At 57.5% G+C, this 25,852-nt stretch carries 23 protein-coding genes and 1 pseudogene; 18 read left to right on the forward strand and 6 right to left on the reverse strand.

All coding sequences use genetic code 11. From position 1 onward, the window contains the following. Positions 1-197: 197 nt before the first annotated feature. The 15 genes and pseudogenes from ACR0FE_RS10745 (at position 198) to ACR0FE_RS10815 (ending at position 16,508) form a co-directional block, all read left to right on the forward strand. Entirely contained in the window at positions 198-1,199 is a 1,002-nt protein-coding gene (locus ACR0FE_RS10745; RefSeq protein ID WP_170614500.1) for a Gfo/Idh/MocA family protein, read from the forward strand. After that, on the forward strand, positions 1,199-2,770 hold the full coding sequence (locus ACR0FE_RS10750; protein ID WP_480912741.1) for an acyl CoA:acetate/3-ketoacid CoA transferase: 1,572 nt from the start codon (positions 1,199-1,201) through the stop codon (positions 2,768-2,770). The genes ACR0FE_RS10745 and ACR0FE_RS10750 overlap by 1 nt, the downstream gene beginning before the upstream one ends. Beyond that, a complete protein-coding gene (locus tag ACR0FE_RS10755; protein ID WP_170680589.1) occupies positions 2,767-3,534 on the forward strand; it encodes an enoyl-CoA hydratase/isomerase family protein in 768 nt (255 codons plus the stop codon). The genes ACR0FE_RS10750 and ACR0FE_RS10755 overlap by 4 nt, the downstream gene beginning before the upstream one ends. Before the next feature lie 4 nt (positions 3,535-3,538). Further along, positions 3,539-5,062 carry an aldehyde dehydrogenase family protein gene (locus ACR0FE_RS10760; protein WP_480912742.1) on the forward strand — a complete coding sequence of 508 codons (1,524 nt, stop codon included), beginning with the start codon at positions 3,539-3,541 and terminating at the stop codon, positions 5,060-5,062. A gap of 56 nt (positions 5,063-5,118) precedes the next feature. Next, entirely contained in the window at positions 5,119-6,369 is a 1,251-nt protein-coding gene (locus tag ACR0FE_RS10765) for an ABC transporter substrate-binding protein (protein WP_480912743.1), read from the forward strand. Between the two features lie 101 nt (positions 6,370-6,470). Next, on the forward strand, positions 6,471-7,364 hold the full coding sequence (locus ACR0FE_RS10770) for a carbohydrate ABC transporter permease (protein ID WP_480912744.1): 894 nt from the start codon (positions 6,471-6,473) through the stop codon (positions 7,362-7,364). Further along, the gene (locus ACR0FE_RS10775) at positions 7,364-8,245 is read left to right on the forward strand and encodes a carbohydrate ABC transporter permease (protein ID WP_170614506.1); all 882 of its coding nucleotides are present in this window, start codon (positions 7,364-7,366) and stop codon (positions 8,243-8,245) included. The genes ACR0FE_RS10770 and ACR0FE_RS10775 overlap by 1 nt, the downstream gene beginning before the upstream one ends. Positions 8,246-8,251: 6 nt before the next feature. After that, complete coding sequence (locus tag ACR0FE_RS10780; RefSeq protein ID WP_480912745.1) at positions 8,252-9,364, forward strand: ABC transporter ATP-binding protein; 1,113 nt, start codon at positions 8,252-8,254, stop codon at positions 9,362-9,364. Further along, positions 9,361-10,851: a GMC family oxidoreductase gene (locus tag ACR0FE_RS10785; RefSeq protein WP_170614508.1), complete on the forward strand. Its 1,491-nt coding sequence runs from the start codon at positions 9,361-9,363 to the stop codon at positions 10,849-10,851. The genes ACR0FE_RS10780 and ACR0FE_RS10785 overlap by 4 nt, the downstream gene beginning before the upstream one ends. Then, positions 10,848-11,606, forward strand: coding sequence for a 3-ketoacyl-ACP reductase (locus ACR0FE_RS10790; protein ID WP_480912746.1), 759 nt, complete (start codon positions 10,848-10,850; stop codon positions 11,604-11,606). Before ACR0FE_RS10785 ends, ACR0FE_RS10790 begins: the two co-directional genes overlap by 4 nt. Before the next feature lie 16 nt (positions 11,607-11,622). After that, positions 11,623-13,209 (forward strand): GMC family oxidoreductase, encoded by a 1,587-nt coding sequence (locus ACR0FE_RS10795; RefSeq protein WP_480912747.1) that lies wholly within the window; start codon positions 11,623-11,625, stop codon positions 13,207-13,209. Positions 13,210-13,211: 2 nt separating this feature from the next. Next, on the forward strand, positions 13,212-13,520 hold the full coding sequence (locus ACR0FE_RS10800) for a Dabb family protein (protein WP_170806510.1): 309 nt from the start codon (positions 13,212-13,214) through the stop codon (positions 13,518-13,520). A gap of 4 nt (positions 13,521-13,524) precedes the next feature. After that, positions 13,525-14,694: a dihydrodipicolinate synthase family protein gene (locus tag ACR0FE_RS10805; protein ID WP_480912748.1), complete on the forward strand. Its 1,170-nt coding sequence runs from the start codon at positions 13,525-13,527 to the stop codon at positions 14,692-14,694. Positions 14,695-14,699: 5 nt separating this feature from the next. Continuing rightward, entirely contained in the window at positions 14,700-15,707 is a 1,008-nt protein-coding gene (locus tag ACR0FE_RS10810; RefSeq protein WP_480912749.1) for a LacI family DNA-binding transcriptional regulator, read from the forward strand. Between the two features lie 94 nt (positions 15,708-15,801). Beyond that, a pseudogene (locus ACR0FE_RS10815) lies at positions 15,802-16,508 on the forward strand (IS6 family transposase). A 293-nt stretch (positions 16,509-16,801) separates the two neighbouring features. Here the strand turns inward: ACR0FE_RS10815 and ACR0FE_RS10820 are convergent. Genes ACR0FE_RS10820 through ACR0FE_RS10840 form a run of 5 tightly spaced genes read right to left on the reverse strand, consistent with a single transcriptional unit; the run spans position 16,802 to position 21,601 of the window. Further along, entirely contained in the window at positions 16,802-18,280 is a 1,479-nt protein-coding gene (locus tag ACR0FE_RS10820) for an aldehyde dehydrogenase (protein ID WP_480912750.1), read from the reverse strand. Positions 18,281-18,289: 9 nt separating this feature from the next. Further along, positions 18,290-19,324, reverse strand: coding sequence for an LLM class flavin-dependent oxidoreductase (locus tag ACR0FE_RS10825; protein ID WP_480912843.1), 1,035 nt, complete (start codon positions 19,322-19,324; stop codon positions 18,290-18,292). A gap of 3 nt (positions 19,325-19,327) precedes the next feature. Then, positions 19,328-20,245, reverse strand: a complete 918-nt coding sequence (locus ACR0FE_RS10830; RefSeq protein WP_480912751.1) for a flavin reductase family protein — start codon at positions 20,243-20,245, stop codon at positions 19,328-19,330. After that, entirely contained in the window at positions 20,242-21,030 is a 789-nt protein-coding gene (locus ACR0FE_RS10835; protein WP_480912752.1) for an alpha/beta fold hydrolase, read from the reverse strand. The genes ACR0FE_RS10830 and ACR0FE_RS10835 overlap by 4 nt, the downstream gene beginning before the upstream one ends. Continuing rightward, entirely contained in the window at positions 21,002-21,601 is a 600-nt protein-coding gene (locus ACR0FE_RS10840) for an amino acid synthesis family protein (RefSeq protein ID WP_480912753.1), read from the reverse strand. The genes ACR0FE_RS10835 and ACR0FE_RS10840 overlap by 29 nt, the downstream gene beginning before the upstream one ends. A 106-nt stretch (positions 21,602-21,707) precedes the next feature. Here ACR0FE_RS10840 and ACR0FE_RS10845 point away from each other — a divergent pair, with 106 nt between their 5' ends. Next, positions 21,708-22,550, forward strand: a complete 843-nt coding sequence (locus ACR0FE_RS10845; protein ID WP_480912754.1) for a LysR family transcriptional regulator — start codon at positions 21,708-21,710, stop codon at positions 22,548-22,550. Positions 22,551-22,583: 33 nt separating this feature from the next. On the opposite strand, the gene ACR0FE_RS10850 is transcribed toward ACR0FE_RS10845, so the two are convergent. Beyond that, positions 22,584-23,768: a M24 family metallopeptidase gene (locus ACR0FE_RS10850; protein ID WP_480912755.1), complete on the reverse strand. Its 1,185-nt coding sequence runs from the start codon at positions 23,766-23,768 to the stop codon at positions 22,584-22,586. Positions 23,769-23,960: 192 nt separating this feature from the next. On the opposite strand from ACR0FE_RS10850, the gene ACR0FE_RS10855 reads away from it, so the two are divergent. Both ACR0FE_RS10855 and ACR0FE_RS10860 read left to right on the forward strand, forming a co-directional pair. After that, a complete protein-coding gene (locus tag ACR0FE_RS10855; RefSeq protein WP_480912756.1) occupies positions 23,961-25,106 on the forward strand; it encodes a M24 family metallopeptidase in 1,146 nt (381 codons plus the stop codon). Next, on the forward strand, positions 25,103-25,813 hold the full coding sequence (locus ACR0FE_RS10860; RefSeq protein ID WP_480912757.1) for a maleate cis-trans isomerase family protein: 711 nt from the start codon (positions 25,103-25,105) through the stop codon (positions 25,811-25,813). Before ACR0FE_RS10855 ends, ACR0FE_RS10860 begins: the two co-directional genes overlap by 4 nt. Positions 25,814-25,852 lie beyond the last annotated feature (39 nt).

The following is a 25,852-nucleotide window of genomic DNA, read 5'->3' on the forward strand; positions in this document are numbered from 1 at the left end:
CCTCTGCGACTCAGTTTGGGCGCGACGACGCTGTAACACCCCCCCCTCGATTCCCGGTGCACTATTTAAAAAAAGGGCGATCGGTATCGAAATTTCTGTTTATTTTCTTGTGCATATAATGCCTGTCGAATTTTCTCTTGTCACAATTGGAACGTTCCATTAAAGATTTTGGAACGTTCCAATTGCGGAGTAAGAGGATGAATTGGGCATTTGTCGGAGCGAGCACAATAGCTTCGCAATACATGTTGGACGCGGTGCGCCGGCAGGCAGGCAACAACGTGACCTGGGTCGTCAGTCATTCTCCAGATCGGGTTCAGACCTGGGCCAAGGAACACGGAATTCCCAACGCAACGACGGACGTGGACGCTGCGCTTTCTGACGAGAACATTCAGGCTGTTTATGTTTCCTCGACCAATGAGAAGCACCACGGTCAGGCCATGGCAGCCATTTTGGCTGGTAAGCATGTTCTATGTGAAAAGCCGCTTGGGATGACTCAGGAGGAAGGTGTCGAAATGGTGCGCGCAGCCGAAGCGGCTGGCGTAACTTTTGGTACAAATCACCACCTGCGATGCTCTGGCAGCCATCGTGCCATTCGTGACCTCATTGCAGACGGGCGCGTCGGCGACGTTCTTTCGCTGCGTATACATCACGCGGTACATTTGCCGGGAAACCTACAAGGGTGGCGTATCAACTCAGCAGATGCCGGCGGCGGCGTGATCCCCGACATCGTCGTTCATGATGCGGATGTCACGCGGTTCCTGCTTAATGAGGACCCGGTGTCTGTCGTTGCGCAAATGGCCAGCTCTGGGATGGGGCAGGGGGTCGAAGACTCGTGCATGTCCGTCTGGACGATGCCTTCAGGCGCGATGGTCATGACACATGAAAGTTTTACGCACCCATTTGCAGGTTCGGGCCTGCAAGTGCACGGGACCAAGGGTTCGATTTTTGCGGATGGCGTCATGACGCAGCGCCCAGTTGGGGCAATAAAACTGGTGACAGAAGCCGGAAGCGAAGAAATCCCGTTTTCGGAGCATTCGCTCTACATTCAGGGCGTGTCCGAATTTGTCGCCGCAACAGCGGGTCAGGGCCGTCCAGCTGCGGATGGAACTGATGGAGTGAAATCGCTGTCCGTCGCGCTGAGCGTTCGTGAGGCCGCAGCGTCAGGTAAGCGCATCAACGTAGACTATGGTGGCTTCTGATGACCAAGCTCGTTTCCGTTTCCGAGGCCGTTTCTCGCATTCCTGACAATGCGGTGGTAACCGTTTCGTCGTCCTCGGCATTGGGGTGCCCTGACCTTGTGCTGAAGGCACTTGGAGAGCGGTTTTGCGCGGAGGGGCATCCGCGCAACATTACAACGCTGCACCCTATCGCCGCCGGGGATATGTATGGCGTGAAGGGCATGGATTATCTGGCGCAGGATGGATTGCTAAACCGCGTTCTCGCCGGATCATACCCGTCGGGCCCTTCCAGCCTTGAGATGCCGGAAATCTGGAAAATGATCGTCGAGGATCGGGTCGTCGCATATAACGTGCCTTCGGGAATTCTGTTCGACATGCATCGCGAGGCCGCAGCGCATCGGCCCGGTGTTCTGACGCAGGTCGGGCTTGAGACTTTCGTGGATCCGGTGCGCCAGGGGTGCGCGATGAACGCGCGTGGCGCGGCTGCGCCTATCGTGAACCGGAGAGAGTTCGACGGTCAGACCTGGCTGCACTTTCCGAACATCAACCCGAACGTATGTGTTTTGCGCGCAACAACGGCGGATGAGTTCGGCAACCTGACCTATGAACACGAAGGTGCTTATCTGGGCGGGCTGGAGCAAGCGATCTGTGTACGCAACCACGGTGGGATCGTGATCGCACAGGTTCAACGTGTGACTGCCGCCGGAAGCTTGCGCCCCCATGACGTGCGCGTGCCGGGGCATCTGGTCGATCTGATCGTTGAAGACCCGAAGCAGATGCAAACGACGGAAACGTCGTACGACCCTGCGATCTCTGGCCAGATTATGCGCCCTTGGGACAGCTTTTCGCTGGCCGAGCATGGCGTCGAAAAGGTCATCGCCCGCCGCGCCGCGCAAGAGCTGCGCACAGGCATGAGCGCCAATCTGGGCTTTGGAATCAGCGCCATGGTCCCGCGTGTCTTGTTGGAAGAGGGGCATCCTCAGGCTGTGACATGGGCGATCGAGCAAGGGGCCGTTGGAGGCGTCCCATTGACCGGCTTTGCCTTTGGCTGCGCGTCCAATGCACATGCTTTCGTGCCGTCCCCACAGCAATTCATCTATTTCCAGGGCGGCGGCTTCGACATGTCGTTCCTTTCTTTCCTTGAGGTCGATGTCGAAGGCAATGTGAACGTCTCCAAACTTGGTAAGAAGCCCTATCTGACTGCAGGGTGCGGTGGCTTTGTCGATATTACCGCGCGCGCCAAGAAGATCGTGTTCTCGGGCTGGTTCGAAGCCGGCGCCAAGATTGATCTGGCGGATGACGGTATCCGTGTGAAGGCCCCCGGAAAATTCACCAAGATGGTGGATCAGGTCGAGCATGTCACATTCTCCGGCCGCCGTGCCCGGGAAACCGGTCAGGACGTGCTGTATGTAACCGAGCGCTGCGTTATTCGCCTGTCAGATCAAGGTCTGGTTGCGACGGAAATCATGCCCGGAATTGAGGCGCGACGCGACATTGTCGAAGCTTCGGGCGGTCGCGTCAAAGTCGCGGAGAACGCGGTTCAGATGTCCAAATCTCTGTTCGCAGTTGGCCCGATGGGGATGACGCTGTGAGCAAGCTTGGGTTTCATATCGAGGGTGCGACCGCTGTGCTGACATTGGACAACGTGTCCAAGCTCAATGCTCTGACGGTGGACATGCTGAATGCGCTGGAGGCTCGTCTGCAAGAGGTCGAGCGTGACGCATCCATTCGTGCGCTTGTTCTGACCGGTGCAGGGGAAAAAGCGTTCTGTTGCGGGGCCGATATTGGCGCATGGGGTGGTCTGAGTCCCGCCGAATTCGCGCGCCATTGGGTCCGTGACGGCCATCGGATCTTTGACCGTCTGGCACGGATCGGCAAACCGACGATTGCTGCGATCAATGGCCACGCCTTTGGCGGCGGGCTGGAGCTGGCCAGTTGTTGTGATCTGCGTCTGATGACCCCGCGCGCCACGCTGGCCTTGCCCGAAGCCAAGGTTGGAATCGTGCCGGGCTGGTCCGGGACGCAACGGTTGACCCGGCTGATCCCCGAGGCTGCGGTGAAGGAGATGGCACTCTTCGGGCGCCGTATTGGTGCCGACCGTGCGCTGGCTTTAGGCTATGCGACCGAGGTGATTGACGAGGTTCTGGCGCGCGCGCTTGAGATCACCGCCGATCTTAGCGACCTGTCGCCCCGCGCCACCGAAATCTCGAAAAACATGATCCACGCTGCGGTCGGTGAGGACAGCCATGCTGCGGTCGAAGCCCTCGGCAGTGCAGCAATTGCCGCCTCGGCGGACCGCGAAGAAGGCGTCGCGGCGTTCATGGAAAAACGAAACCCAACATTTTCGGGCCTTTGAAATTATGAAAGACATCGCAATCAACCCTGCCATCCCGTTCGAGCTGCCGCCTCTGTTTGAAGGCCGGCACCTCATCAATGGCATATGGCAGGACAGCGCCTCGGGTGAGACGTTCGAGCGCCGCTCTCCTTCGCACGGCCACATCGTCAGCCGTTCGGCCATGGGGGGAGAGGTTGAGACCCAGGCCGCGATCCAGGCGGCGCGCAAGGCGTTCGACAGCGGTGCCTGGAGCCGTGCTTCGGGCAAGGAACGCGCCTCCGTCTTGCTGAAAGTCGCCGATTTGATCGAGCAGAACGTTGACCGGATTGCCCTGATCGAAACACTGGAAAGCGGCAAGCCGATCAGTCAATCCAAGGGCGAAGTTGGCGGTGCGGCAGATCTGTGGCGCTATGCGGCCTCATTGGCACGCAGCACCCACGGCGACAGTCACAATACTCTTGGCATGGACATGATGGGTGTCGTGTTGAAAGAACCCATCGGTGTCGTGTCGATCATCACACCTTGGAACTTTCCGTTCTGGATCCTCAGCCAGAAACTGCCATTTGCACTGGCCGCAGGCTGTACTGTCGTCGTGAAGCCATCCGAGATGACGCCGTCGACGACCTTGATGCTCGGCGAGTTGCTGGTCGAAGCAGGATTGCCCGCCGGTGTCTGCAATATTGTGCTTGGTTATGGCGTTCCCGTCGGGAGCGTGATGTCCGGTCACAAGAGCGTGGATATGGTCAGCTTTACCGGCTCGACAGCCGTGGGCAAGACGATCAGCGCAGTTGCGTCTGGAACGCTCAAAAAGGTCGCGCTCGAGCTTGGGGGCAAAAACCCGCAGGTCATCTTTCCCGATGCCGATCTGGATGCAGCGGCGGATGCCGTTGTGTTTGGCATCTATTTCAATGTCGGCCAGTGCTGCAATTCAAGCAGTCGCATCATTGTGCACGAAGACATCGCCGACGATTTCCGAGGGCGTGTCGTTGCCTTGTCGCGCAAGGTCAAATTTGGCGATCCATTGGACCCGACGACGCAAGTCGGAGCTATCGTAACGCCCGAGCACAACTCAAAGATAGACGCTTATGTCAAACAAGCGAAAGCGTGCGGCGCGACTATAGACTTGGGTGGTAAGCCGCTAGAGGTCGATGGCCTGGGTGATCAGTTCTACCAGCCGACAGTGATTTCTGGCGTCTCGCCAGAAATGCCCGTCGCCCGCGATGAGGTATTTGGACCGGTTCTGTCCGTTTTGACCTTCAAAACACTGGACGAAGCAATCGCGCTAACCAATGATAGCGCTTACGGTCTGTCGGCAGGGGTCTGGAGCGAAAACGTTCACACCTGCCTTGAGTTCGCCCGTCGTGCAGAAACGGGAACGGTCTGGACCAACACCTGGATGGACGGATTCCCGGAGGTCGCCTTCGGTGGGTTCAAACAATCCGGGCAGGGGCGGGAAATCGGACGTTACGGGTTCGAGGAATTCTTCGAAGTGAAATCAGTAGTCATGCGCATCGGCAACAGCCGAGCGCCATGGGTTCCGCAAGATTAAGACCGGGCACCGGATTGGTCCCGAATAAGAAGAACGCATTAAGGGAGGAAACAAGAATGCGTAAACTGCTGAAGACAAAATCGCTGTTTGTGGCCGGTCTGCTCTGCACGACCAGCCTTGCGCACGCGGAAGACGTGGAAGTTCTGCACTGGTGGACTTCAGGTGGTGAGGCCGCAGCGTTGAATGTTCTCAAGGAAGACCTGTCCGGGCAGGGAATCGGTTGGACCGATATGCCCGTTGCGGGTGGTGGTGGCGAACAGGCGATGACCGTTCTGAGGGCTCGTGTGACTGCCGGTAACGCGCCGACTGCTGTTCAGGCTTTGGGCTTCGACATTCTGGACTGGGCCAATCAGGGCGCGCTGGCTGATCTGAATGAGGTCGCAGCGAAAGAAGGATGGGATGATGTCGTCCCGGATGCTTTGAAGGCCTTTGCCAAGCATGACGGCAAATGGGTCTCGGCACCAGTCAATGTGCATTCGACCAACTGGGTCTGGGCGAACAAAGCGGTGCTGGACGCTAACGGTATTGCACAGCCCACCAACTGGGACGAATTCGTCGCGGCGGTTGAGGCGTTGGAAGCTGCCGGTGTCACACCAATCGCGCATGGTGGTCAGGCCTGGCAGGATGCGACCATCTTCGATGCTGTGGCGATGTCGACACTTGGGCCCGATGGCTACAAAGCAGCCTTCGTTGACCTGGACGAGGAAACACTTGGTGGCGACGCCATGAAGGAAGCGTTCGACCGTATGGCGTTCATTCGCGACAACGTGGATGAGAATTTCTCGGGCCGCGACTGGAACTTGGCGACTGCAATGGTCATCAACGGTGAAGCCGGTTTCCAGATGATGGGTGACTGGGCCAAAGGCGAATTCCTGAACGCGGGCAAAGTGCCGGGTGAGGACTTTTTGTGCTTCCGATTCCCGGGTACTCAGGATCAGGTCACATTCAATGCTGACCAGTTCATGATGTTCGATCAGGGCGGTTCGGTGTCGGCCGAACAGGCCGCGCTGGCCAGCGCGATCCTTTCACCATCCTTCCAGATTGCTTTCAACAAGGTGAAGGGCTCTGTCCCGGCTCGTACTGACGTGGATGGCAGTGATCTGGATGCTTGCGGCCAACAGGGCATGAAGGATCTGGCAGCAGCGGCTTCGTCGGGCAACTTGTTTGGTTCGATGGCGCACGGCCATGCCGCGCCGGCATCAGTGAAGAATGCGGTCTATGACGTCGTCACAGCCCATTTCAACGGCGAGTATGACAGCGAGACTGCAGTGGTTGAACTGGTCGACGCAGTTTCGATCGCCAAGTGATCTTATCGTGATCCTCCCGATGGGGCGGCAGGTTGGCCGCCCTGTCACCAAGCGGGCGCTAACGCTCCGACCTACAACTACCCGAACGAGGAGGGCGCGCCATGGCTGGTTCAGCCGACGCGGATTTCAAGACACGCCTTCAGAACTGGATTCCCAAGCTGGTCCTGTCCCCATCGATCGCGATGATGACGGTCTTTGTCTACGGTTTCATTCTGTTTTCGGTCTACCTGTCCTTTACTGACAGCCGCATTCTGCCGACCTTTGGTTGGGTCGGGTGGGAAAACTACGATAAGCTGTGGCGGCTCAGCCACTGGGAAACATCGCTGATCAATATGGGCATCTACGCCAGCCTGTATATCGTGATCTGCACCTGCCTCGGGCTGGGTTTGGCAATCTTCCTTGATCAGAAAATCCGCGGCGAGGGGCTGTTGCGCCCGATCTACCTGTATCCGATGGCGCTAAGTTTCATTGTCACGGGTACCGCCTGGAAATGGTTTCTTGACCCGGGTATAGGCCTTGAGAATGTGATGCACACCTGGGGTTGGACCAGCTTCGAGTTCGACTGGATCAAGAACCGGGATTACGCAATCTACACGGTTGTTCTGGCGGCCGTATGGCAGACCAGCGGTTTCGTGATGGCGATGTTTCTGGCCGGCTTGCGTGGGATCGACAATGAAATCCTTCGGGCCGCGCAGATGGATGGGGCCTCGAACTGGAACCTCTATCGCCGGATCATCATCCCGCAACTGCGCCCTGCATTCTTGTCAGCCTTCGTGATCCTCAGCCACCTGGCGATCAAGACCTTTGACCTTGTGATTGCGTTGACGGGAGGCGGACCTGGCCGTGCGACCGAACTGCCCGCGACCTTTATGTATTCCTACACCTTTACGCGGAACCAGATGGGGATCGGCGCGGCCTCGGCCACGATCATGCTGATGACCATCGCGGCGATCATGATCCCCTATCTTTATGCCGAATTGCGGGAGAAACCCTGATGTCCCAAGCAACTCAGGATACCGCAATCCGCACTGGCCGCGTCACGCGCACCTTGATCTATCTGGTGCTGCTGCTGTTCGGTCTGTTCTACCTGCTGCCGCTTTACGTCATGCTGGTAAACTCGGTGAAACCGCTGGAGGAGATCACCGGCGGTGGCATGATGAACCTGCCACAGGTGTTCACGTTGGAGCCTTGGTTCAAGGCATGGTCCTCGGCTCAGATCGGTGTCGATCCTACGGGGTTGAAGCCCTACTTCTGGAACTCGATCAAGATGGTTGTTCCGGCGGTGATCGTTTCGACCATCCTTGGCGCGCTGAACGGCTATGTACTGACCAAGTGGCGCTTCAAATATGACACCATCCTATTCGGTCTGATGCTGTTTGCCTGCTTCATTCCGTTCCAGATCGTGCTGATCCCGATGGCGCGGATGCTGGGTATCATCGGGCTGGCGGGTACCACTTGGGGTCTGGCACTGGTGCACGTGGTCTATGGGATTGGCTTCACCACGCTGTATTTCCGCAACTACTACGCCGTGTTCCCGACCGAGCTTATCCGGGCTGCCCAGATTGATGGGGCCGGGTTCTTCCAGATCTTCTGGCGCATCCTTCTGCCCAGTTCCGGGCCGATCGCAGTGGTGTCGATCATCTGGCAGTTCACCAACATCTGGAATGACTTCCTGTTCGGTGCATCCTTTGCCGATGCCAACAGCCAACCGATGACCGTTGCGCTGAACAACCTCGTGCAGTCTTCCACCGGTGTGAAGGAATACAACGTTCATTTTGCAGGCGCCATTCTGGCCGCCATGCCAACTCTGCTCGTCTACATCGTGGCCGGACGGTACTTCGTCCGCGGCCTGATGGCGGGTTCGGTGAAAGGATAAAGTCCCATGGGATTTCTGGACATAGACAACGCGACCAAATCCTACGGGGCGGTCGAGGTTCTGCACAAGGTCGATATTTCGGTGCAGGAGGGTGAGTTCCTGGTGCTGGTCGGTCCGTCGGGCTGCGGCAAGTCGACCCTGCTGAACATGATCGCGGGGCTGGAAGAAATCACCAGCGGAGAAATCCGCATCAAAGATCAAGTTATGAATGGGGTGCACCCGTCGAACCGCAACATCGCTATGGTTTTCCAAAGCTATGCGCTTTACCCCAACATGACTGTGGGGCAAAACATCACTTTCGGGCTTGAGATGCACGGGGTGCCCAAGCCTGAGCGCGAGAAAGCGATGCAAGAAGTTGCCAAGCTGTTGCAAATCGAGCAATTGCTGGATCGCAAGCCCGGGCAGTTGTCGGGTGGTCAGCGTCAGCGGGTTGCAATGGGTCGCGCGCTGGTGCGAAACCCTGATGTCTTCCTGTTCGATGAGCCGCTCTCGAACCTCGATGCCAAGCTTCGGGTCGACATGCGAACCGAGATCAAGAAGCTGCATCAGAACCTCGGGACCACCATCGTCTACGTGACCCACGACCAGATCGAGGCGATGACTCTTTCAAGCCGCATCGCTGTGATGAACGGTGGCTACGTGCAGCAACTGGGCACGCCGCAGGAAATCTATGACACGCCCGCGAATATCTTCGTCGCGACGTTCATGGGCTCGCCCGCAATGAACGTGATGCCGGCCAAAGTATCAGTATTGAATGGTCGCCCTCACGCAGAGGTCGCCGTTCACGACGGATCTATGGCGCAATTGCCGTTCAGTCAGGACAATCTGGCCGCTTGGGACGGTCGTGATATCCTGCTGGGCATCCGGCCTGAGACGATCACTGACATGGATGGTGCGGACAGAAAGTCGTCGAACATCGCGCAGATGACCAACCGTATCGTGGTGACAGAACCTGCCGGATCGGACACCTTCGTCTCGATGCAATTGGGCGGACGAGATGTAATTGCGCGTATGCGCTCGGATGCCGAGGTTGCACCGGGACAGGATTTCAACTTTGCGGTGAACATGGAAAAGGCAGTGGCCTTTGATCCGGAAAGCGAGATGCGGATCCTTCCATGAAAAGGGCTGACGTTATAATCATTGGGTCGGGTATCGGGGGGGCAACGCTGGCTGCGGCGTTGGCTCCGTCTGGCCGTCGTATTCTGATCCTGGAAAGGGGAGAGCGGTTGCAGCCCTCACCTCAGGATCGAGACCCAAGGGCGATCTTTGCCAATGGGCACTTCCGCCCCGATGAAACATGGCTGGATGGAGCAGGCAAGCCTTTCAACCCCGGAAACTACTACTGCGTTGGTGGCAATTCCAAGTTCTACGGCGCAGCTTTGATCCGCTATCGGAAAGAGGATTTTGCGCCGCGTCAGCACATGGGGGGGCATTCGCTCGGCTGGCCCATTTCCTACGAAGTGCTGGAGACGGATTACTCCACCGCAGAACAGCTTTACGACGCGCGTGGCACCACTAAAGAAGACCCCACCGAACCGCCGCACAGTAGGGGTTACCCGCACCCACCTGTGCCGGATGAGGTTGATATTGCAGACCTGAGAAACCGGCTAAGCCACGCAGGCCTGACGCCATCCTCAGTACCGTTGGGCGTGGATATCGATACCTGGTTGCAGGCCGGGCAAACGACTTGGGATGCGTTTCCCAATACATGCAGTGGCAAAATGGATGCCGAAACCTGTGCGATCGCCAAGGCAATGAAGCACGGGAATGTCGAACTGTTGACTGGTGCGCGTGTCCGAAAACTAACGGTTGGTGACGATGGTCGCGTTACGAGTGTCGAGGTTGACGGCCACGGTACCCTGCGCGCGCCGGTCATCGCGCTTGCAGCAGGCGCGGTTCAGTCCTCGGTCCTGTTGCTGCAGTCCGCGAATGACAATTGCCCAACCGGTCTTGCCAATCGGTCCGATCAAGTCGGGCGGAATTTTATGAACCACAATTGTTCGGCGGTGCTGGCCCTTCATCCGTTGCGTCGAAACAGAGCAGTCTATCAGAAAACGTTGATGTTTAACGATTATTACAACAGCGACGGGCAGGGTGGTTTGCCATTGGGCAATATTCAGATGCTGGGAAAGATCACCGGGCCGATCCTTTCGTCGCAATCTCACCTACCGGGGCCGATTGCAGCGCTAATCGCCGATCGCAGTTTTGATTTCTATGCCATGTCCGAGGACCTGCCGAACCCGGACAGCCGGGTTACGGTCGAAGGAGACCAGATCACACTGGACTGGAAACGCTCGAATTGGGCAGCGCACGAGGCCCTTGTCGCACGGTTAAAGGCGCATCTGAAACAGGCAGGGTTTCCTGTGATACTTTCTCGACCATTTGATCGGCGCACACCGTCGCATCAATGCGGCACGGCCCGGATGGGCAACGACCCGGATAGCAGTGTCGTCGACACGTTTTGCCGCAGCCACGACCACAAGAACCTATTCATTGTCGACGCTTCTGTCCTTCCGACGTCTGCTGCGGTTAACCCGGCCCTTACGATAGCCGCGCTGGCGCTCAGGGCGGGTCGTCACATTATTGAAACGGAGTTTTCCGTATGACCGGAACAGCATTGGTGACCGGAGGACAGCAGGGTATTGGCCTTGGGGTGGCCCGCGCTTTGATTGCGGCGGGGTACAGGGTCGCGGTGGCCTCTAGATCGGCACCTGAAAAACCGGCTGTGCAGGCGGCTTTGGCCGAGCTTGGCCCAAACGCGATTTATGTGCAGCACGACGTGTCTGACATTGATCACGTACCGGTGTTGCTGGACCAGATCGAAGCCGAGTTGGGGCCGATCACAGCCCTGATCAACAATGCTGGTGTCGGGGCACCGGTACGTGGCGACATGCTGGATCTGACGCCTGAAAACTGGGACTTCGTGCAAAATATCAACCTGCGCGGCGCGTTCTTTCTGGCGCAGGATGTGGCCCGGCGCATGTTGGAGCAGCCGCAAGACACCTATCGTTCGATAACCTTTGTAACCTCAGTCAGTGCCACGATGGTGTCGATTGAACGGGCCGAGTACTGCGTGTCCAAAGCGGCCGCGGCGATGATGGCCCAGCTGTTCGCGGTGCGCATGGCGCCCCATGGCATCGGCGTTTTTGAACTGCGACCGGGCATCATCGCGACTGAGATGACGGCGGGCGTGCGCGACAAGTACACCGACCGTATCGAAGGCGGTCTTGTTCCCGCAGCACGCTGGGGTGAGCCCGAGGACATCGGGGCCGTCGTTGTCCCGCTGGTTCAGGGGCAGATGCATTTTGCCAACGGCGCCGCCATCCCGGTGGACGGCGGTCTGTCGATCTCACGTCTTTAACGCAGGGCACATCAGAATGTCTGAAGGATTTGATTTCATTGTTGTCGGAGGCGGCTCGGCAGGTTCGGTTATCGCCGCGCGCCTTTCCGAAGAACCGTCGGCGAAAGTGCTGTTGTTAGAAGCCGGCTCAACCGACCGCCACCCGTTCTTTCACCTGCCCGCCGGGTTTGCAAAAATGACCAAGGGCATCGGCAGCTGGGGTTGGTCCACGGTTCCGCAAAAACACATGCAGAACAAGGTCTTCAACTATACACAAGCCAAGGTAATCGGCGGCGGATCAGCGATCAACGCGCAGATCTACACACGAGGCGCGGCGCAGGACTACGATGACTGGCGACAGATGGGGTGCGAGGGGTGGAGCTATGCTGACGTGCTGCCCTATTTCAAAAAGTCCGAAGACAATGACACTTATGAAGACGAATTCCACGGCAAGGGCGGACCGCTGGGCGTGTCCATGCCCGCAGCACCTCTGCCAATCTGCGACGCCTATATTAAGGCCGCCGGGGAATTGGGGATTCCTGAAACACGCGATGTGAATGGCGCGAAACAGGATGGCGTGGGGTACTATCAGTTGACCCAGCGCAACGCGCGGCGCTCATCTACCGCGATGGCGTTTATTGCGCCCAACCGCAGCCGCCCGAACCTGACGGTGCGCACCGGCGCACAAGTCCGCCGCATCATTGTGGACAAGGGCAGGGCGACTGGAGTCGAGATGGTGAACGGGGACAAGATCTCCGCCGCGAAAGAAGTCATTCTTTCCTCGGGTGCCATCGGTTCACCGCGCTTGTTGCAACTATCGGGCATTGGGCCAGTGGATCATTTGGACAGTCTTGGTATCGACGCGGTTTATCATCAACCTCAGGTCGGCGCGAACCTGCAAGACCATTTGGACTTGTACTCGATCTGCGAAGTGACCGGCCCGCACACCTACGACCGTTACGCTAAGCTGCACCTTTCAGCCTTCGCAGGCCTGCAATATCTTTTCACCCGCAAGGGACCGGTCGCGTCCAGTCTGTTTGAAACGGGTGGGTTCTGGTACGCCGATCCGGATGCGCGCTCACCTGACCTTCAAATGCATCTGGGGCTTGGCACCGGAATCGAGGCAGGGGTCGAGGCGATGCCCAATGGTGGAGTTACCCTGAACGCCTGTTTCCTGCGCCCAAGGTCACGCGGAACCGTCCGGTTGCAAAGCTCAGACCCCGCGGTCATGCCGCTGATCGATCCCAACTATCTGGCGGATTCTTATGATCGCGAGATGTCCATTCGGGGTCTAAAGCTGGTGCAGAACATCCTCGCACAGGATGCGCTGAAGCCGTACATCATGGCCGAACGTTTGCCGGGCCCGGACGTGCGGACCGAGCAGGAGTATTTCGATTTTATCTGCGTACATTCCAAAACCTCGCACCACTGCGCTGGAACCTGCCGAATGGGCAGCGATGCCGAAGCCGTTCTGGACCCGCGCCTGCGCTTCAACGGGATCGAAAGGCTGCGCGTCGCGGACGCGTCGATCATGCCGACGGTCAATTCATCGAATACCAATGCACCCACAATCATGATCGGCGAAAAGGCTGCTGACATGATCAAAAAAGATCAAGGCTTCTGAAAATGATCCGCCACATCGTACTGACCAAATTTCGCCCTGACGTGACCGAAGAGACCGTCGGAGTCATCTACAAGGGCCTCGCAGAAGTATCTGAGGCCCTTCCCGGCGCCAGCGGGTTCACCGGGGGGCGCAGTAAAAGTCCCGAGCAGATCGAACGCGGATACATGCATGGGTTTGTGATCGACTTCGATGATTGGGCCGCGCTGGAGACGTATCAGAACAACGAAACACACAAGGCGTTGGGCGCGCAACTTGTCGAGAACGCCGTAGGCGGTATCGACGGTATTCTGGTTCTGGATTTGGAGGTTTGAAACAATGAAACTGATTTTGCCAAATCCCGAAGGGAAGCTTGAACCCTATGCGCTGACTGGGACGCCATTGGTGCCGCGTGCGCCGCAAGTGCCTCTGACGCGGACGGCCTTTGCAGCAGCACATGTGGTTTCAGACCCGCTGGCAGAACGTAGCCCTTGGGATGGACGCCCGGCCGTTGACTGGGACGCGACCTTGCGTTTTCGTCAGGGGCTTTGGGATCAGGGGCTGGGCCTGGCCGAGGCGATGGATACCGCACAACGCGGTATGGGGGTCGATTGGGAGACCGCGTTGGAATTGATCCAACGCACGATGAAGGCTGCGCAGGCACACCCGTTGTCGCCTCGGGTGGCTTGTGGGGCAGGGACCGATCACTTGCCGCTGAGCGCGTTGAACACAGCGGGTGAAATCCTGTCAGCCTACGAGCATCAGGCCGAGGCGATTGAAGCCGTTGGAGGGCAATTGATCCTTATGGCGTCACGCGCCTTCCCAGCTATCGATGCGGGTCCGGACACCTACCATGATGTTTATCGCACGCTGATCGATGGGGCTGCGGCGCCCATAATTCTCCATTGGTTGGGGGACATGTTCGATCCTGCGCTCAAGGGCTATTGGGGCAGTGCGGATGTTGATACGGCCAGTGATTTTGTGCTGTCCTTGATCAAGGAAAACCCTGCCAAAGTTGACGGAATCAAGATCTCTTTGCTGGACCAAGCGCACGAAGAAGCCTTCCGCGCTCGGCTGCCGGAAGGCATACGCCTTTATACCGGGGACGATTTTAACTATGCGGACCTAATTGTCGGGGATGGAACACATTTTTCCCATGCTCTTCTTGGGATTTTCGCTGCTATCGCTCCAGCCGCCAGCCAAGCGCTTGAGGCGCTTGCGATGAATGACATGGATCGCTACAGTGCTCTGTTCGCGCCGACGGTGCCACTCAGCCGTGAGATTTTCCGCGCACCAACCCGGTTCTACAAGGCCGGTATTACGTACTTGGCGTGGCTGAACGGGTCGCAGTCCCATTTCATCATGCCGGGTGGCTTCCAATCCAGCCGCGACATCTGCCACTACGCGCAGGTCTTCAGGCTGGCGGATCAGGCCGGTTTGCTCTCGGATCCGGAACTGGCTAAAGCACGGATGACCACGCTTCTCAACCTGCATGGAGTTGAACAATAGCCTAAATGCGCAGACCCACGATCATAGATGTCGCCAACTCGGCGGGCGTTTCCAAGTCGACGGTCAGCCTTGTTTTGCAGGGCAGTCCGCAGGTGAAGCCAGAGACACGCAAGCTGGTTCATGCCGCCATGAAAGAGATTGGGTATGTCTACAACCGGTCGGCGGCAAATCTGCGATCCACGGGAACGGCGCTCATAGGCTTGGTTATCAACGACCTGAACAACCCATTTTTTACTGAGTTTGCGACTTCCTTGCAGATGGCACTGGGGTCCCGAGGCTATGCGGTTGTTGTGGCTAATACAAACGAAGACCCCGAGCTTCAGGATCAGGTGGTGGGCGCGATGCTGGAGCATGGGGTTTCCGCCTTGATCCTATCGCCTGCTTATGGCGATGTCTCAAACACCCTTTCCGCGGTCGAGCGAGCTGGCATCCCTTTGATGCAGGTCTTGCGGCAGGTTGAAAGCGAAACGGCCAGATTTCCCTTTATCGCGCCTGATTACGCAGAGGGTGGGCGCGCGGCAACACAGTACCTGATCGAATCGGGCGCGCGGAACATCGCCTTCATCGGTGGTCTGGATGGCGCCGAAGTCACTCAGGAAAGACTGTCCGGCTATATCAGAGCAATGAAAGACAACCACTTGCAGCCTGTTGTTAAAACAGGGGAATCCAGCCGATCATTTGGACATAAGGCAACAGTCAGCCTCTTCAAGGAGCAACCGGCGTGCGATGCCGCAGTTTGTTTCAATGATCTTGTTGCTTTTGGGATGATTAATGCCTGCCATGAAGCTCAGGTAAAGATTGGCACGGAGTTTCAGATTGTCGGTTTCGACGACATCAAGGAAGCATCAGAATGCTGGCCAGCTTTGTCTACAGTACGTTGCGGCGTATCCGAGTTTGGAGAAAAAGTCGCGGACACTGTTTTGCTGTGGCTGCAGGATGGAGTCGCGCCAGCGCGGCACACGCGCACTTCAACGCGCTTGGTTTTGCGGCAAACCACGAAAGACACAGTATAGCATAAGGTTATACCGGCCCTTGTCGAGAAGCTCCTAGCGTCTTGTCAGAATAACTTGGGTTGAGGCGGGCAGGGTGCTCTCGTAGCTTTCGCGCATGATTAAACAGTCGCCATTCAATTACTTCAAGACCAGTCCAGAGGTCATTCGTTTGGCTGTAGTGCTATACGTTCGGTTCCCATTGCCGCTTCAAAACGTGGAAGATCTAGTGCGTGTACAGGGAACCGAGGTGAGCCACGAAACCGTCCGATTTTGGTGTAACAAGTTCGGCCCGATGTTTGCCTCCGAGACCAGGCAAGAGCGAGCCCAGCAACTGCTCGCATTCTCTAAACAGAAGCAGCACGTGGATGAGGTCTTTGTGAAGGTGAATGGCAAGAGACACAACCTTTGGCGGGCCGTTTATCACGAAGGGGAGGTGCTGGAAGCCGCTATCACCAAACGCCGAAACAAAGCTGCAGCATTGATATTCCTCAAGAAGTTATTGAAGCGCCATAGTTGTGTCGATGAGATCGTGACCGACTGTTCTGCACCCTTTAAGGCTGCGCTCAGACAATTGGCTGCTCTCAAAAACAAAGGACGGGCAGGTGGCCCAACAACTGCGTCGAGAAATCACTTCTCCCGTTTCAACGACGCGAACGCGCCATGCAACGTTTCAGGCGCATGCGAAGCTTACGGAAATGCGCCTCCGTCCACTCCTGCATCTACAACCACATCAACCCGGAAAAATCGCTAGCCAGCCGTGACACCTTCATGCTGACGCGCGCCGCCGCTCTGGCCGAGTGGCGCGAAATTGGCGCGAGATAAAAGACAGTGTCACCGGCTTATCAGAGTCGCGTTCGAATTCGTCTGACAGCTCCGCCACCAGAACAGGTTATAACTCGGAATTGCTCTGCGAATCCTTCTTATTGTTTTGTTTGCTCTGGGGTTGGGGTCTTTCGTAGCCTCTATCGATGATTTGGAAGTCACCATTCATTTGCCTCAACGCCGGTCCCAAGATCGTTCGGCTTCGCGTCATATCAAACGGCCCTCTGAGTACTCGGTGCGCAGGAAAAGCAAAAAGAAGGATCCCTTCGACCAAAACGTGAAGCAGGGTCTGGTCAGCGCATGACAAATGGGTTCGACATTGGCCGGTCTGACGTATTCAGCCAGACTGTTTTGGTCCGGGTATAGTCGTGAATAGTCTCGACGCCCGCCTCCCTGCCATAACCGGATTGATTATAGCCACCGAAGGGCGCGATTGGGGATACGGCGCGGTAGGTGTTGATCCAGCAGATTCCCGATTTCAATCGCGATGACACACGATGGGCACGGGCGACATTTTCGGTGAAAACGCCGGACCCAAGCCCAAACTGCGAGTCGTTGGCCAATGCGATGGCTTCATCTTCCGTTTCGAAAGGCAAAAGGGACATCACAGGACCGAACATTTCGACCTTCAGGGTCTCTGTCTCGGCACTTGTGCATTCAACCAGCGTCGGGGCCATGTAGTTTCCTGGCCGGTCCAGTGGCGTACCACCAAAACGGATGCGCGCGCCTTGTTCTGTGGCCTTTGCCAAAGTCGCCTGAATTCTGGCAATCTGGGCGTCGGTACAAAGCGGGCCGATATGGGTGGCTTGTTCCAAAGGATCCCCGATAACGACGCCCTTCATCTTCTCTTCGATCTTTTCGGCCAGGGCATCCAGCACCGGACGATGTATCAGCCCGCGTGACCCAGCCACGCAGCTTTGGCCTGAGGCACCAAAGTTTCCTGCAATCAGGCCGTTTGCCGCGCCATCCAGGTTGGCATCATCAAAAACTATGATCGGAGACTTGCCGCCCAACTCCAACGTGGTTACCGCAAAGTTTTCAGCCGAGTTGCGCACCACGTGGCGTGCTGTCTGCGGTCCGCCAGTGAACGCGATCCGGTCGACCTCGGGATGCCGGGTGAGGGGGATCGAACAATTCTCGGCGTCGCCTGTAATGACGGAAACAACACCGGGCGGAAAACCCGCTTCATCGATCAGCCGCGCAAACTCCAGCATCGGAGCAGGCGCAATTTCTGATGCTTTCAGAACGACCGAACACCCTGCCGCAAGAGCCGGTCCAAGCTTGGTTGCGGTCAGGAACATCTGTGCATTCCAAGGCACGATCGCGACCACTACGCCAATGGGTTCGCGCCTGGTAAAGACATGCATATCCGGTTTGTCGATCGGCAGGACCGCACCTTCGATCTTGTCTGCGAGCCCTGCATAGTATCGATAATAATCACCGACATAGGCTGTCTGGCTTGCGGTTTCGGCCAGTAGCTTTCCGCTGTCCTTTGTCTCGAGCTCGCCCAGGAGTTTGGCGTTCTGTTCGATCAGGTCCGCAAGCCTGTACAGGAGTTTGCCGCGTCCGGTTTGCGTCATGTCGCGCCACGCTGGGTCATCAAGGGACCGGCGCGCCGCAGAAATGGCGCGGTCCACGTCATCTTTAGAAGCGCAGGCGAAACTGGACCATCCCTCACCCGTTGCGGGGTTTTGCGAACTCATCACCTGTCCGCGCGATCCTTCGGTCCATTCGCCGTCAATATAGAGTTGAAAGTGTGGTTTCTGGTTCATGATCGAGCCTCACTGAAACTTTGGCATTACGTCGTCGATGAAACGCGCCAGCGACGCGCGCTTGCGCTCGAAGCTCATGCCGCTGTCGATCCAGTACGAATACTCATCATAGCCAAGGTCTTCGTAGCGTTTCAGACGGTCCGTGACCCCATCCGCAGTACCGACGGTCAGATCACGAGCCAGGTTTTCCGGGGCCATCATAGCATTGGCCGCCATCTCTTCGTCCGTCAATTCCTGGATCAAGCCCTGTTGGACTGGCCGCTTGTTTTGGAACCAGGCCCCGAAGTAATTGTAGAAGCGGGATAAATCCTTTGCGGCCTGACCCAGGTCAGCATCATCGCGGCCAACATAGGTGTGGTGCAACAGCATGATTTTGGGGCGCGGGCCTTCGTAATTTGTGCAGGCGTCTTCAAAGCGACTCATCAGCGTTTCTATTTCCTCCATGCCCTGCCACAGCGGCGTAACCTGGATGTTAAAGCCGTTCTGTACGCCGAACTCATGGCTGTTTGGATCCCGCGCCGCGATCCAGATGGGCGGCCCGCCGGGTTGTACGGGCTTGGGGGCCGAGGTGGTGGCCGGGAATTGAAAGAACACTCCGTCATGCGCACAGTCACCGTCCCAAAGCTTGGGCAGGAGGGGGGCGATTTCGCGCATACGCTGGCCGGCTTCCCACGCATCCATGCCGGGCATCATCCGTTCATACTCGTAGGAATAGGCACCGCGCGCGATGCCCAGCTCAATTCGACCGCCCGTCATAAGGTCGGCCGCTGCCGCTTCGCCGGCCAGCTTGATCGGATGCCAGAATGGCGCAATCACTGTACCGGTGCCAAGCCGCACGTTTTTGGTGTGATGTGCAATATCCACCAGTGACATCAGCGGGTTGGGCGCGATGGTGAAGTCCATGCCATGGTGCTCGCCAGTCCAGACAGCGCGCATTCCGGCCTCATCGGCCATCTTGCACAGCTCAATGAATTCGTCATACAGCTTCTCATGGGGCTGATCGGGGCTCAGCCGCTCCATGTGTGCAAAGAGAGAAAACTCCATCATTCAGGTCCTTTCCGAGAGGCTGTGCGTGTCGCCCTGCTGCGCGTTGCCGAGGTAAAGTGAGAAGTCGCGGGTTCGGCTTTCCAGTGCATAACGAGACATCATGGTGGCGATTGGAGGCGTCGCGTAAGAAAGGGTCGCCAAATCCTTGATTGCGACCGCCTCGAGATTGCCGTGCCGTGGAAATTCCGCCGCATTGGCAAGTATGTAGACATGGTGCGTCGTGGCATCGTCATAGACCGAGTAGGCAACGCCCAGACGCGCGTCTATTCCACGAGCGTGCAGGTCTTGCCGAAGGCCGTTTCGCAATTGGCTCCGGTCTGAAAGCGTGACCTGGGGCGGTCTGAAACCAGCACCGTTTTTCTCCAGCAACACATGCCCTTCATGTTCGACGATTGCGCCGCAGACGACCTTTCGCCCTGTGGGTTCAAGCGCACCGCGTTCCAGACCGAGACTGAAATACCGTCCGTTCGCAAAGCCAAGCGCTGGGGTTTCGTTGTGGGAATACGCCTCGACCTGCCCGATCAAAACGCAATGGTCGCCTGCCTCGACCACCTGATGGGTCCGGCAGGAGAACGTCGCGACCGCGCCGTCGATCAGTGGAATGCCGCGTGTGTCGAGGGTGTGGCCAGCTTTGGCAAAACGATCACCTTTGAAGCCGGCGAATGTGTTGGACACTTCTTCTTGCCCCTCGGCCAGAATGTTCACTGCAAAATGGTCGCAGGCTGAGAACTCGTTGTATGAAGACAGGCTTTTGCCGGGGCAGACCAAGATTAGCGGCGGGTCAAGCGAAACCGATGTGAAGGAATTTGCCGTGAAGCCCACGGCAGCGCCAGAGGCATTTCGTGTGGTAACGACTGTCACGCCGGTCATGAAGCTGCCAAAAGCGCGCCGGAGGTCACGGGGGTCGAGTTTGGTCATGGTTGCACCTCGCTCAGAAAGCTGGAAATGGCGGCGTTGACCTGAATTGCATGTGTCATCGGCATCATATGTGCCGCCCCGTCAATGACCTGCGCCCGCCCGTTCGGAGTGGCATCTGCCATGTCGCGGGACATGTCGGGGGTGGAGTTCGGCTCCAGACTGCCGGTCAGAAAAAGCGCGGGGCAGGCGAGTTTCTCCAACTCGTCGCGCCGCGGACTTTGGCTTTGGGCAAAAACCGTATAGGCCAACTTGTAGGCTGCTGGATCCATGGCCATCAGCCACTCACGACAGGCATCGCGTTCAGGTGAGGCGGCATCGCCGAACCACCGGCGCAACGTGCCCGTCGGATCGGCACGTGTTTCGCCGTCCAGTTCCGAGGCCCGATCCTGTACCGCCTGTGCTGCTTTTGCACTGCGTTCAAAAATGGCGTTCAAAGCCACGACACCACGGACCTGATCCGGTGCTTTGGCGGCAAGTTCCAGCGCGATCATGGCGCCCATCGAGTGGCCCACTAAAACGACCGGCCCTTTCAGACAACCCAGAACATTCAATGCCGCATTGATGTAGTCCGACAGCTCGCCGCCTGAATCACCAAGCGGGCTTTCTCCGTGACCGGACATATCCGGAGCGGTCAGGCGGTTCGCTGAGGCCAGTGCGTCCAACTGAGCGCCCCAGGCTTCAGCCCGCAGGCCAACGCCATGCAGCAACAGAACGTCCGGTCCTGAGCCAGCTTGAATTGCGGCCAGCCCGCCGACCTCAGACCGCGGCCGGGTTGTCCACGTCATGGCCCAAGTCCTTAAGGTCCTGATAGCGGTCGCCGATGCGGTGATGCGGTCTGCCCGAGGTTGCCGCGCCCAGTACAACGACAATCTCGTCGTCGCGTGGCGCGTCCGGGATCGAGAATTGAATGGTCAGGTAGTGAGAACGCCGACCGGCATCGTTCTTGTCCATCAATGGCACCATGATCGGCGCATTCGCCGGGCCACGTGTGTTTGTAAACGCCAGATAGGATTTAGCGGCAACCGCCTGTCTGTAGTGATTGCCGAACCGCAGAGTATGAATAAGGCCCGAAGCATGCTCGACCTCGCCATTCAGCCCGACGACGGCCGCCTTGCCATAGGCTTCGATTGCGTCACCACTCCCGGCCAATGCAATCATTCGTTCTGTCATCATCTTGCCAAGAACGGGGCCATAGGCCTGGATTTCAGGTTTAAGGTCTTCGACGAACCGACCGGCCCATGGATTGGTGACTATTGCAGCCACGGCAAACATGCGCCACGGGGTTTCCACGGGGCGAAACCCTTCGACAAGAACCTCCTCGTCGTAGGTTACAATCTTGCGTATCTCTGGCTGCATCTTACCCCTCCTGTCGCGCCGGCAGAGGTTAGAAACGGCCGTGGATTTTGACAAATGATTGAATTATGTGCTTTCACATTAAAAAGACTAATGGCCAGCTTGACCAATGGGAAAATCACTTCCGCCTCTGACCTGGTTCCGATCCTTTGAGGCTGCAGCTCGCACCCTTAGCTTTACGGCGGCTGCAGAAGAAATCGGGCTGACCCAATCGGCAGTTAGTCAGCAGGTGAAATCTCTTGAGATGCGTTTGGGGACCGCACTTTTTGTCCGGCATCCGCGCAGTCTGGCCCTGACAGATGCCGGGCGGAAACTGTTGCCCGAAGTTGGCAGCGCGCTTGAAGTCCTGGCTGCCGCCGCCGGAAGGGCCGATGCCAGCGCACCGGGCAATGTTTTGACGGTGGCGACATCTGTCAGCATCGCACAATGGGTCATCGCCCCGCGTCTTTCGGACTTCGCCACACGCCATCCCGAAATTAGCGTGCGGCTGTTAAGTGCAATCTGGCCTGACGATTTTCACGCGTCCCAGGCTGACGTTCAGGTCCGGTTTGGGTCAGAAAAACAAGTGGGGCAGGGGTCCGAGCGCTTGAGGCCGGACGGCCTGGTTGCGTTCAAGGCGCCGACACTTGCCGGCGACCTGTTTGACCTTCCCCTGATTGAGGCAGTCGGTACGTCAAGCGGTTGGAATGCATGGTTCGAAAAGCAGGACGTGCGGCGTCAGCCGACCGTTTTTGTCGATACATTCGGCATGGCGCTTCAACTGGCCGTTCATGGCAGCGGGGTCGCTCTGGTCAGCGAATTGCTGGCGAAACACGCGATTGCGTCCGGTCTGGTCGAACGTGCGCATAGCTGCTCTGTCGAATGCAACGAAGGGTATTACCTTTCCGCCGATACCTCCAATCCCGCAGCCGTGTTGTTTCATGACTGGTTGCTTGAGCAGATTTGCGATTGATCAGGCTTCGGCACTTAATAGTCCGTGCCGTTCTTAGGGTTTCACGAACATTTTTCGTGGTCGTTGGCACAAACACTCGGCTGGTCCGCTTTCCCTGATCAGGATCGACTCGGTGATCGCAAGACCCCAATCATCCATCCAAAGTCCCGGCATAAAATGAAACGTCATGCCTGCTTCGAGGATCGTATTGTCTTCGTCCCGCAGCGAAATCGTGCGTTCGCCCCAATCCGGAGGATAGCTGAGGCCGATGGGATAGCCGCAGCGAGCACCGCGTTCAATACCGGCGCGTTCGAGCGGTGCTGCCAGCGCCTTGGCGATATCACTCGCGCGATTGCCGGGTCTTGCGGCCTCCAGACCTGCCTCCAGCCCTTCAACCAAAGCCGCCTCGGCCTTTTTGAGGTGATCAGGTGGCTGACCCAGAAATACCGATCGACAGAAAGGCGCGTGATAGCGGCGATAGCACCCCGACAGCTCAAAGAACGTGCATTCACCCGACTTGAAAACATCACCATTCCAAGTCAGATGCGGTGCGGCAGCGTCGGATCCTGACGGCAGAAGTGGCACGATGGCGGCGTAGTCCCCCCAATCATCACCGACGCCGGTAATCGCATCATGATATATCTGCGCGACCAGTTCATTCTTGCGCAACCCGGGTTCAACGCGTTCAAGGACGCCGTCAGTAACAAACTCCGATATTCGGGCCGCCTTGCGCATCAGGGCGATTTCTTCGTCGGATTTCACAGCCCGTTGCCAGTTTACCAAAGCCGTTGCATCAATCACTGTTGCCTCAGGCAATTCAGACGTCAGCGCAATATGGGCTTTGGCCGAATAGTAGTAGTTGTCCAGCTCCACCCCAATTCGGCTAGCGCCATGCCCGCATTTGACAATCAGCTGCGCCAAATCCTGCATCGGATGCCGTGTGGTCGATTGCACGAAATGATCCGCGTATCCGAAAACCCGATCGTCCCCCATCCACACTGTGCGCAGCGCGCCGTTTGTGTCCTGACGGCGTCCCCACCAGATCGGGTCCGCATCAAGAAAGATCAGGGCGCCCTGGTGAACGTAAAAAGACCAACCCTCGTACCCGGTGAGCCACCCGATGTTCGAGGGATCTTCGACAAACAGGCAGTCTATTCCTTTTGCGACCATCGCCTCTCGGGTCTTGGCAAGACGGCGATCATACTCGGCCTGACTGAAGGCTGGATCGGAATGGGTCATGGGCGTCTCCAGTTAGCAACAGACTTTGGTTGACAGAACCCCACCGATCGGCTCACGTCAACGAACCAAAATTGGGGGGGGCATGAAGACCGATATCAATCCACACCGATTGGACCGAAGAACTGCGCCAACTGTGCCGTATCGTTCCAACGTTTCGGCCTGCACGTGGGACACCAGCGCTGTGGTCGCCGAATGAGGGGGTTCGAGCCAACGGAATTCGCGAATCGTACCAAACGCGCGCAGGCGTTGATGGATGACGCAGGTTTGTCCGCGCTGTTGCTTACCACGGAAACCGACGTGCGGTACTTTACCGGATACCTGACCAGGTTCTGGGAAAGCCCGACCCGCCCCTGGTTCCTGATCTTGCCTGCGGCCGGTAAACCTGTCGCTGTTATTCCCTCCATCGGTGCTTCGCTGATGGGGCAGACTTGGATTGATGATATCCGAACGTGGAGTTCACCCGACCTGCAGGACGACGGCGTCTCGCTTCTGGCCGATGCCCTGAGGGAGTTGACGCCAGCCGACGGTCGTATCGGAATGCCCGATGGTCACGAGACCCACGCGCGTATGCCCATGTCGGATATTGAACGTCTGCGTATCAGTCTTGGCTCGCGCCGTGTCACAGGAGACCACGGTATTTTGCGCCAACTGCGCACGGTCAAATCCGAGGCAGAGATCACCAAAATCGAAACCGCATGCGGCATAGCCGGTCGGGCATTCGCCCGAGTTCCCGAGATTGCCCGGGTCGGCGTGCCTTTGGATGAGGTTTTTCGTCGTTTCCAGATACTCTGTCTGGAGGAAGGTGCCGACTGGGTGCCGTATCTCGCGGGTGGGGCAGAGCAGGGCGGTTACTCTGACGTGATTTCGCCTGCCTCTTCGTCGCCTTTGGCGATTGGCGATGTACTGATGCTTGACACCGGCCTGGTCTGGGATGGGTATTTCAGCGATTTCGACCGCAACTGGTCTGTGGGTCCTGCAAATCCCGACGTGAAATCTGCTTACGCTAGGCTGATTGAAGCGTCCGACGCTGCGTTCGAAATCGCGCGACCCGGTGCGACCGCGGCGGACTTGTTTCATGCCATGAATACGGTGCTGACCAAGGACTCTGAAGGCACGGATGCAGGGCGACTGGGGCACGGGTTGGGGATGTCGCTGACCGAATGGCCGTCTCTTATCCCGATGGACCAAACCGTTCTTGAACCTGGTATGGTGCTGACGTTGGAGCCGGGTATTGCGGTTGGTGACAAAATTTTGGTTCACGAAGAAAACATCGTTGTAACAGCCGACGCCCCGCGGTTTATCAGCCCGCGCATCGGGCCGGAGATGATCGAACTATGACCCACGTTCCCTACACACTTGACGAAGACGACCCGCAGGCTTCGCCGCTTGGGTTGATTGTTCTGCAAGTCGACGAAACGATTGAGCCGGAATTCAGTGCGTATTTCTCAGACCGGAAGAACCCGCTTTACATAACGCGAATACCCAGTGGAATCGAGGTAACAACCGAAAGCCTCGCGGAAATGGAGAAAGCCCTGCCGGCGGCGGCGAGGTTGTTGCCAGGCGCGCGACCTTTTCGGGTGGTTGGATATGGCTGCACGTCGGCCAGTTCGGTCATTGGATCAGAGCGTGTGGCAGAGCTTGTAAAGCAGGTGTGCAATACAGACGAAGTGACAAACCCATTGCGTGCCGCTACGGCCTGCGCTGCGGACCGGGGTGTTTCGAAATTCGCGCTGCTTTCTCCTTACATCGAGGAGGTCAACGCACCGCTGCGAAACGCGTTCTCGGAAAACGGAATAACCATGGATGTATTTGGAACCTTCGGGCAGGCCGAAGAGGCAAAGGTTGCGCGGATTTCGGTCCAATCCGTGATTGAAGCCGCAACTGAACTGGGATCTGATCCGTCGGTTGAAGCCGTCTTCCTTAGCTGCACGAACCTTCGCACCCTTGAAGCTATCCCCGAGATTCGTGAGCGGATCGGCAAGCCTGTTCTTTCGAGTAATCAAAGCCTTGCATGGCATATGCGCCGCCTCAACGGTGTTCACTGAGCGGTAAAGTTAAATTCAAAATGCGGAAATGCGCTATAT

It is taken from the genome of Ruegeria sp. K7, from assembly GCF_056531785.1.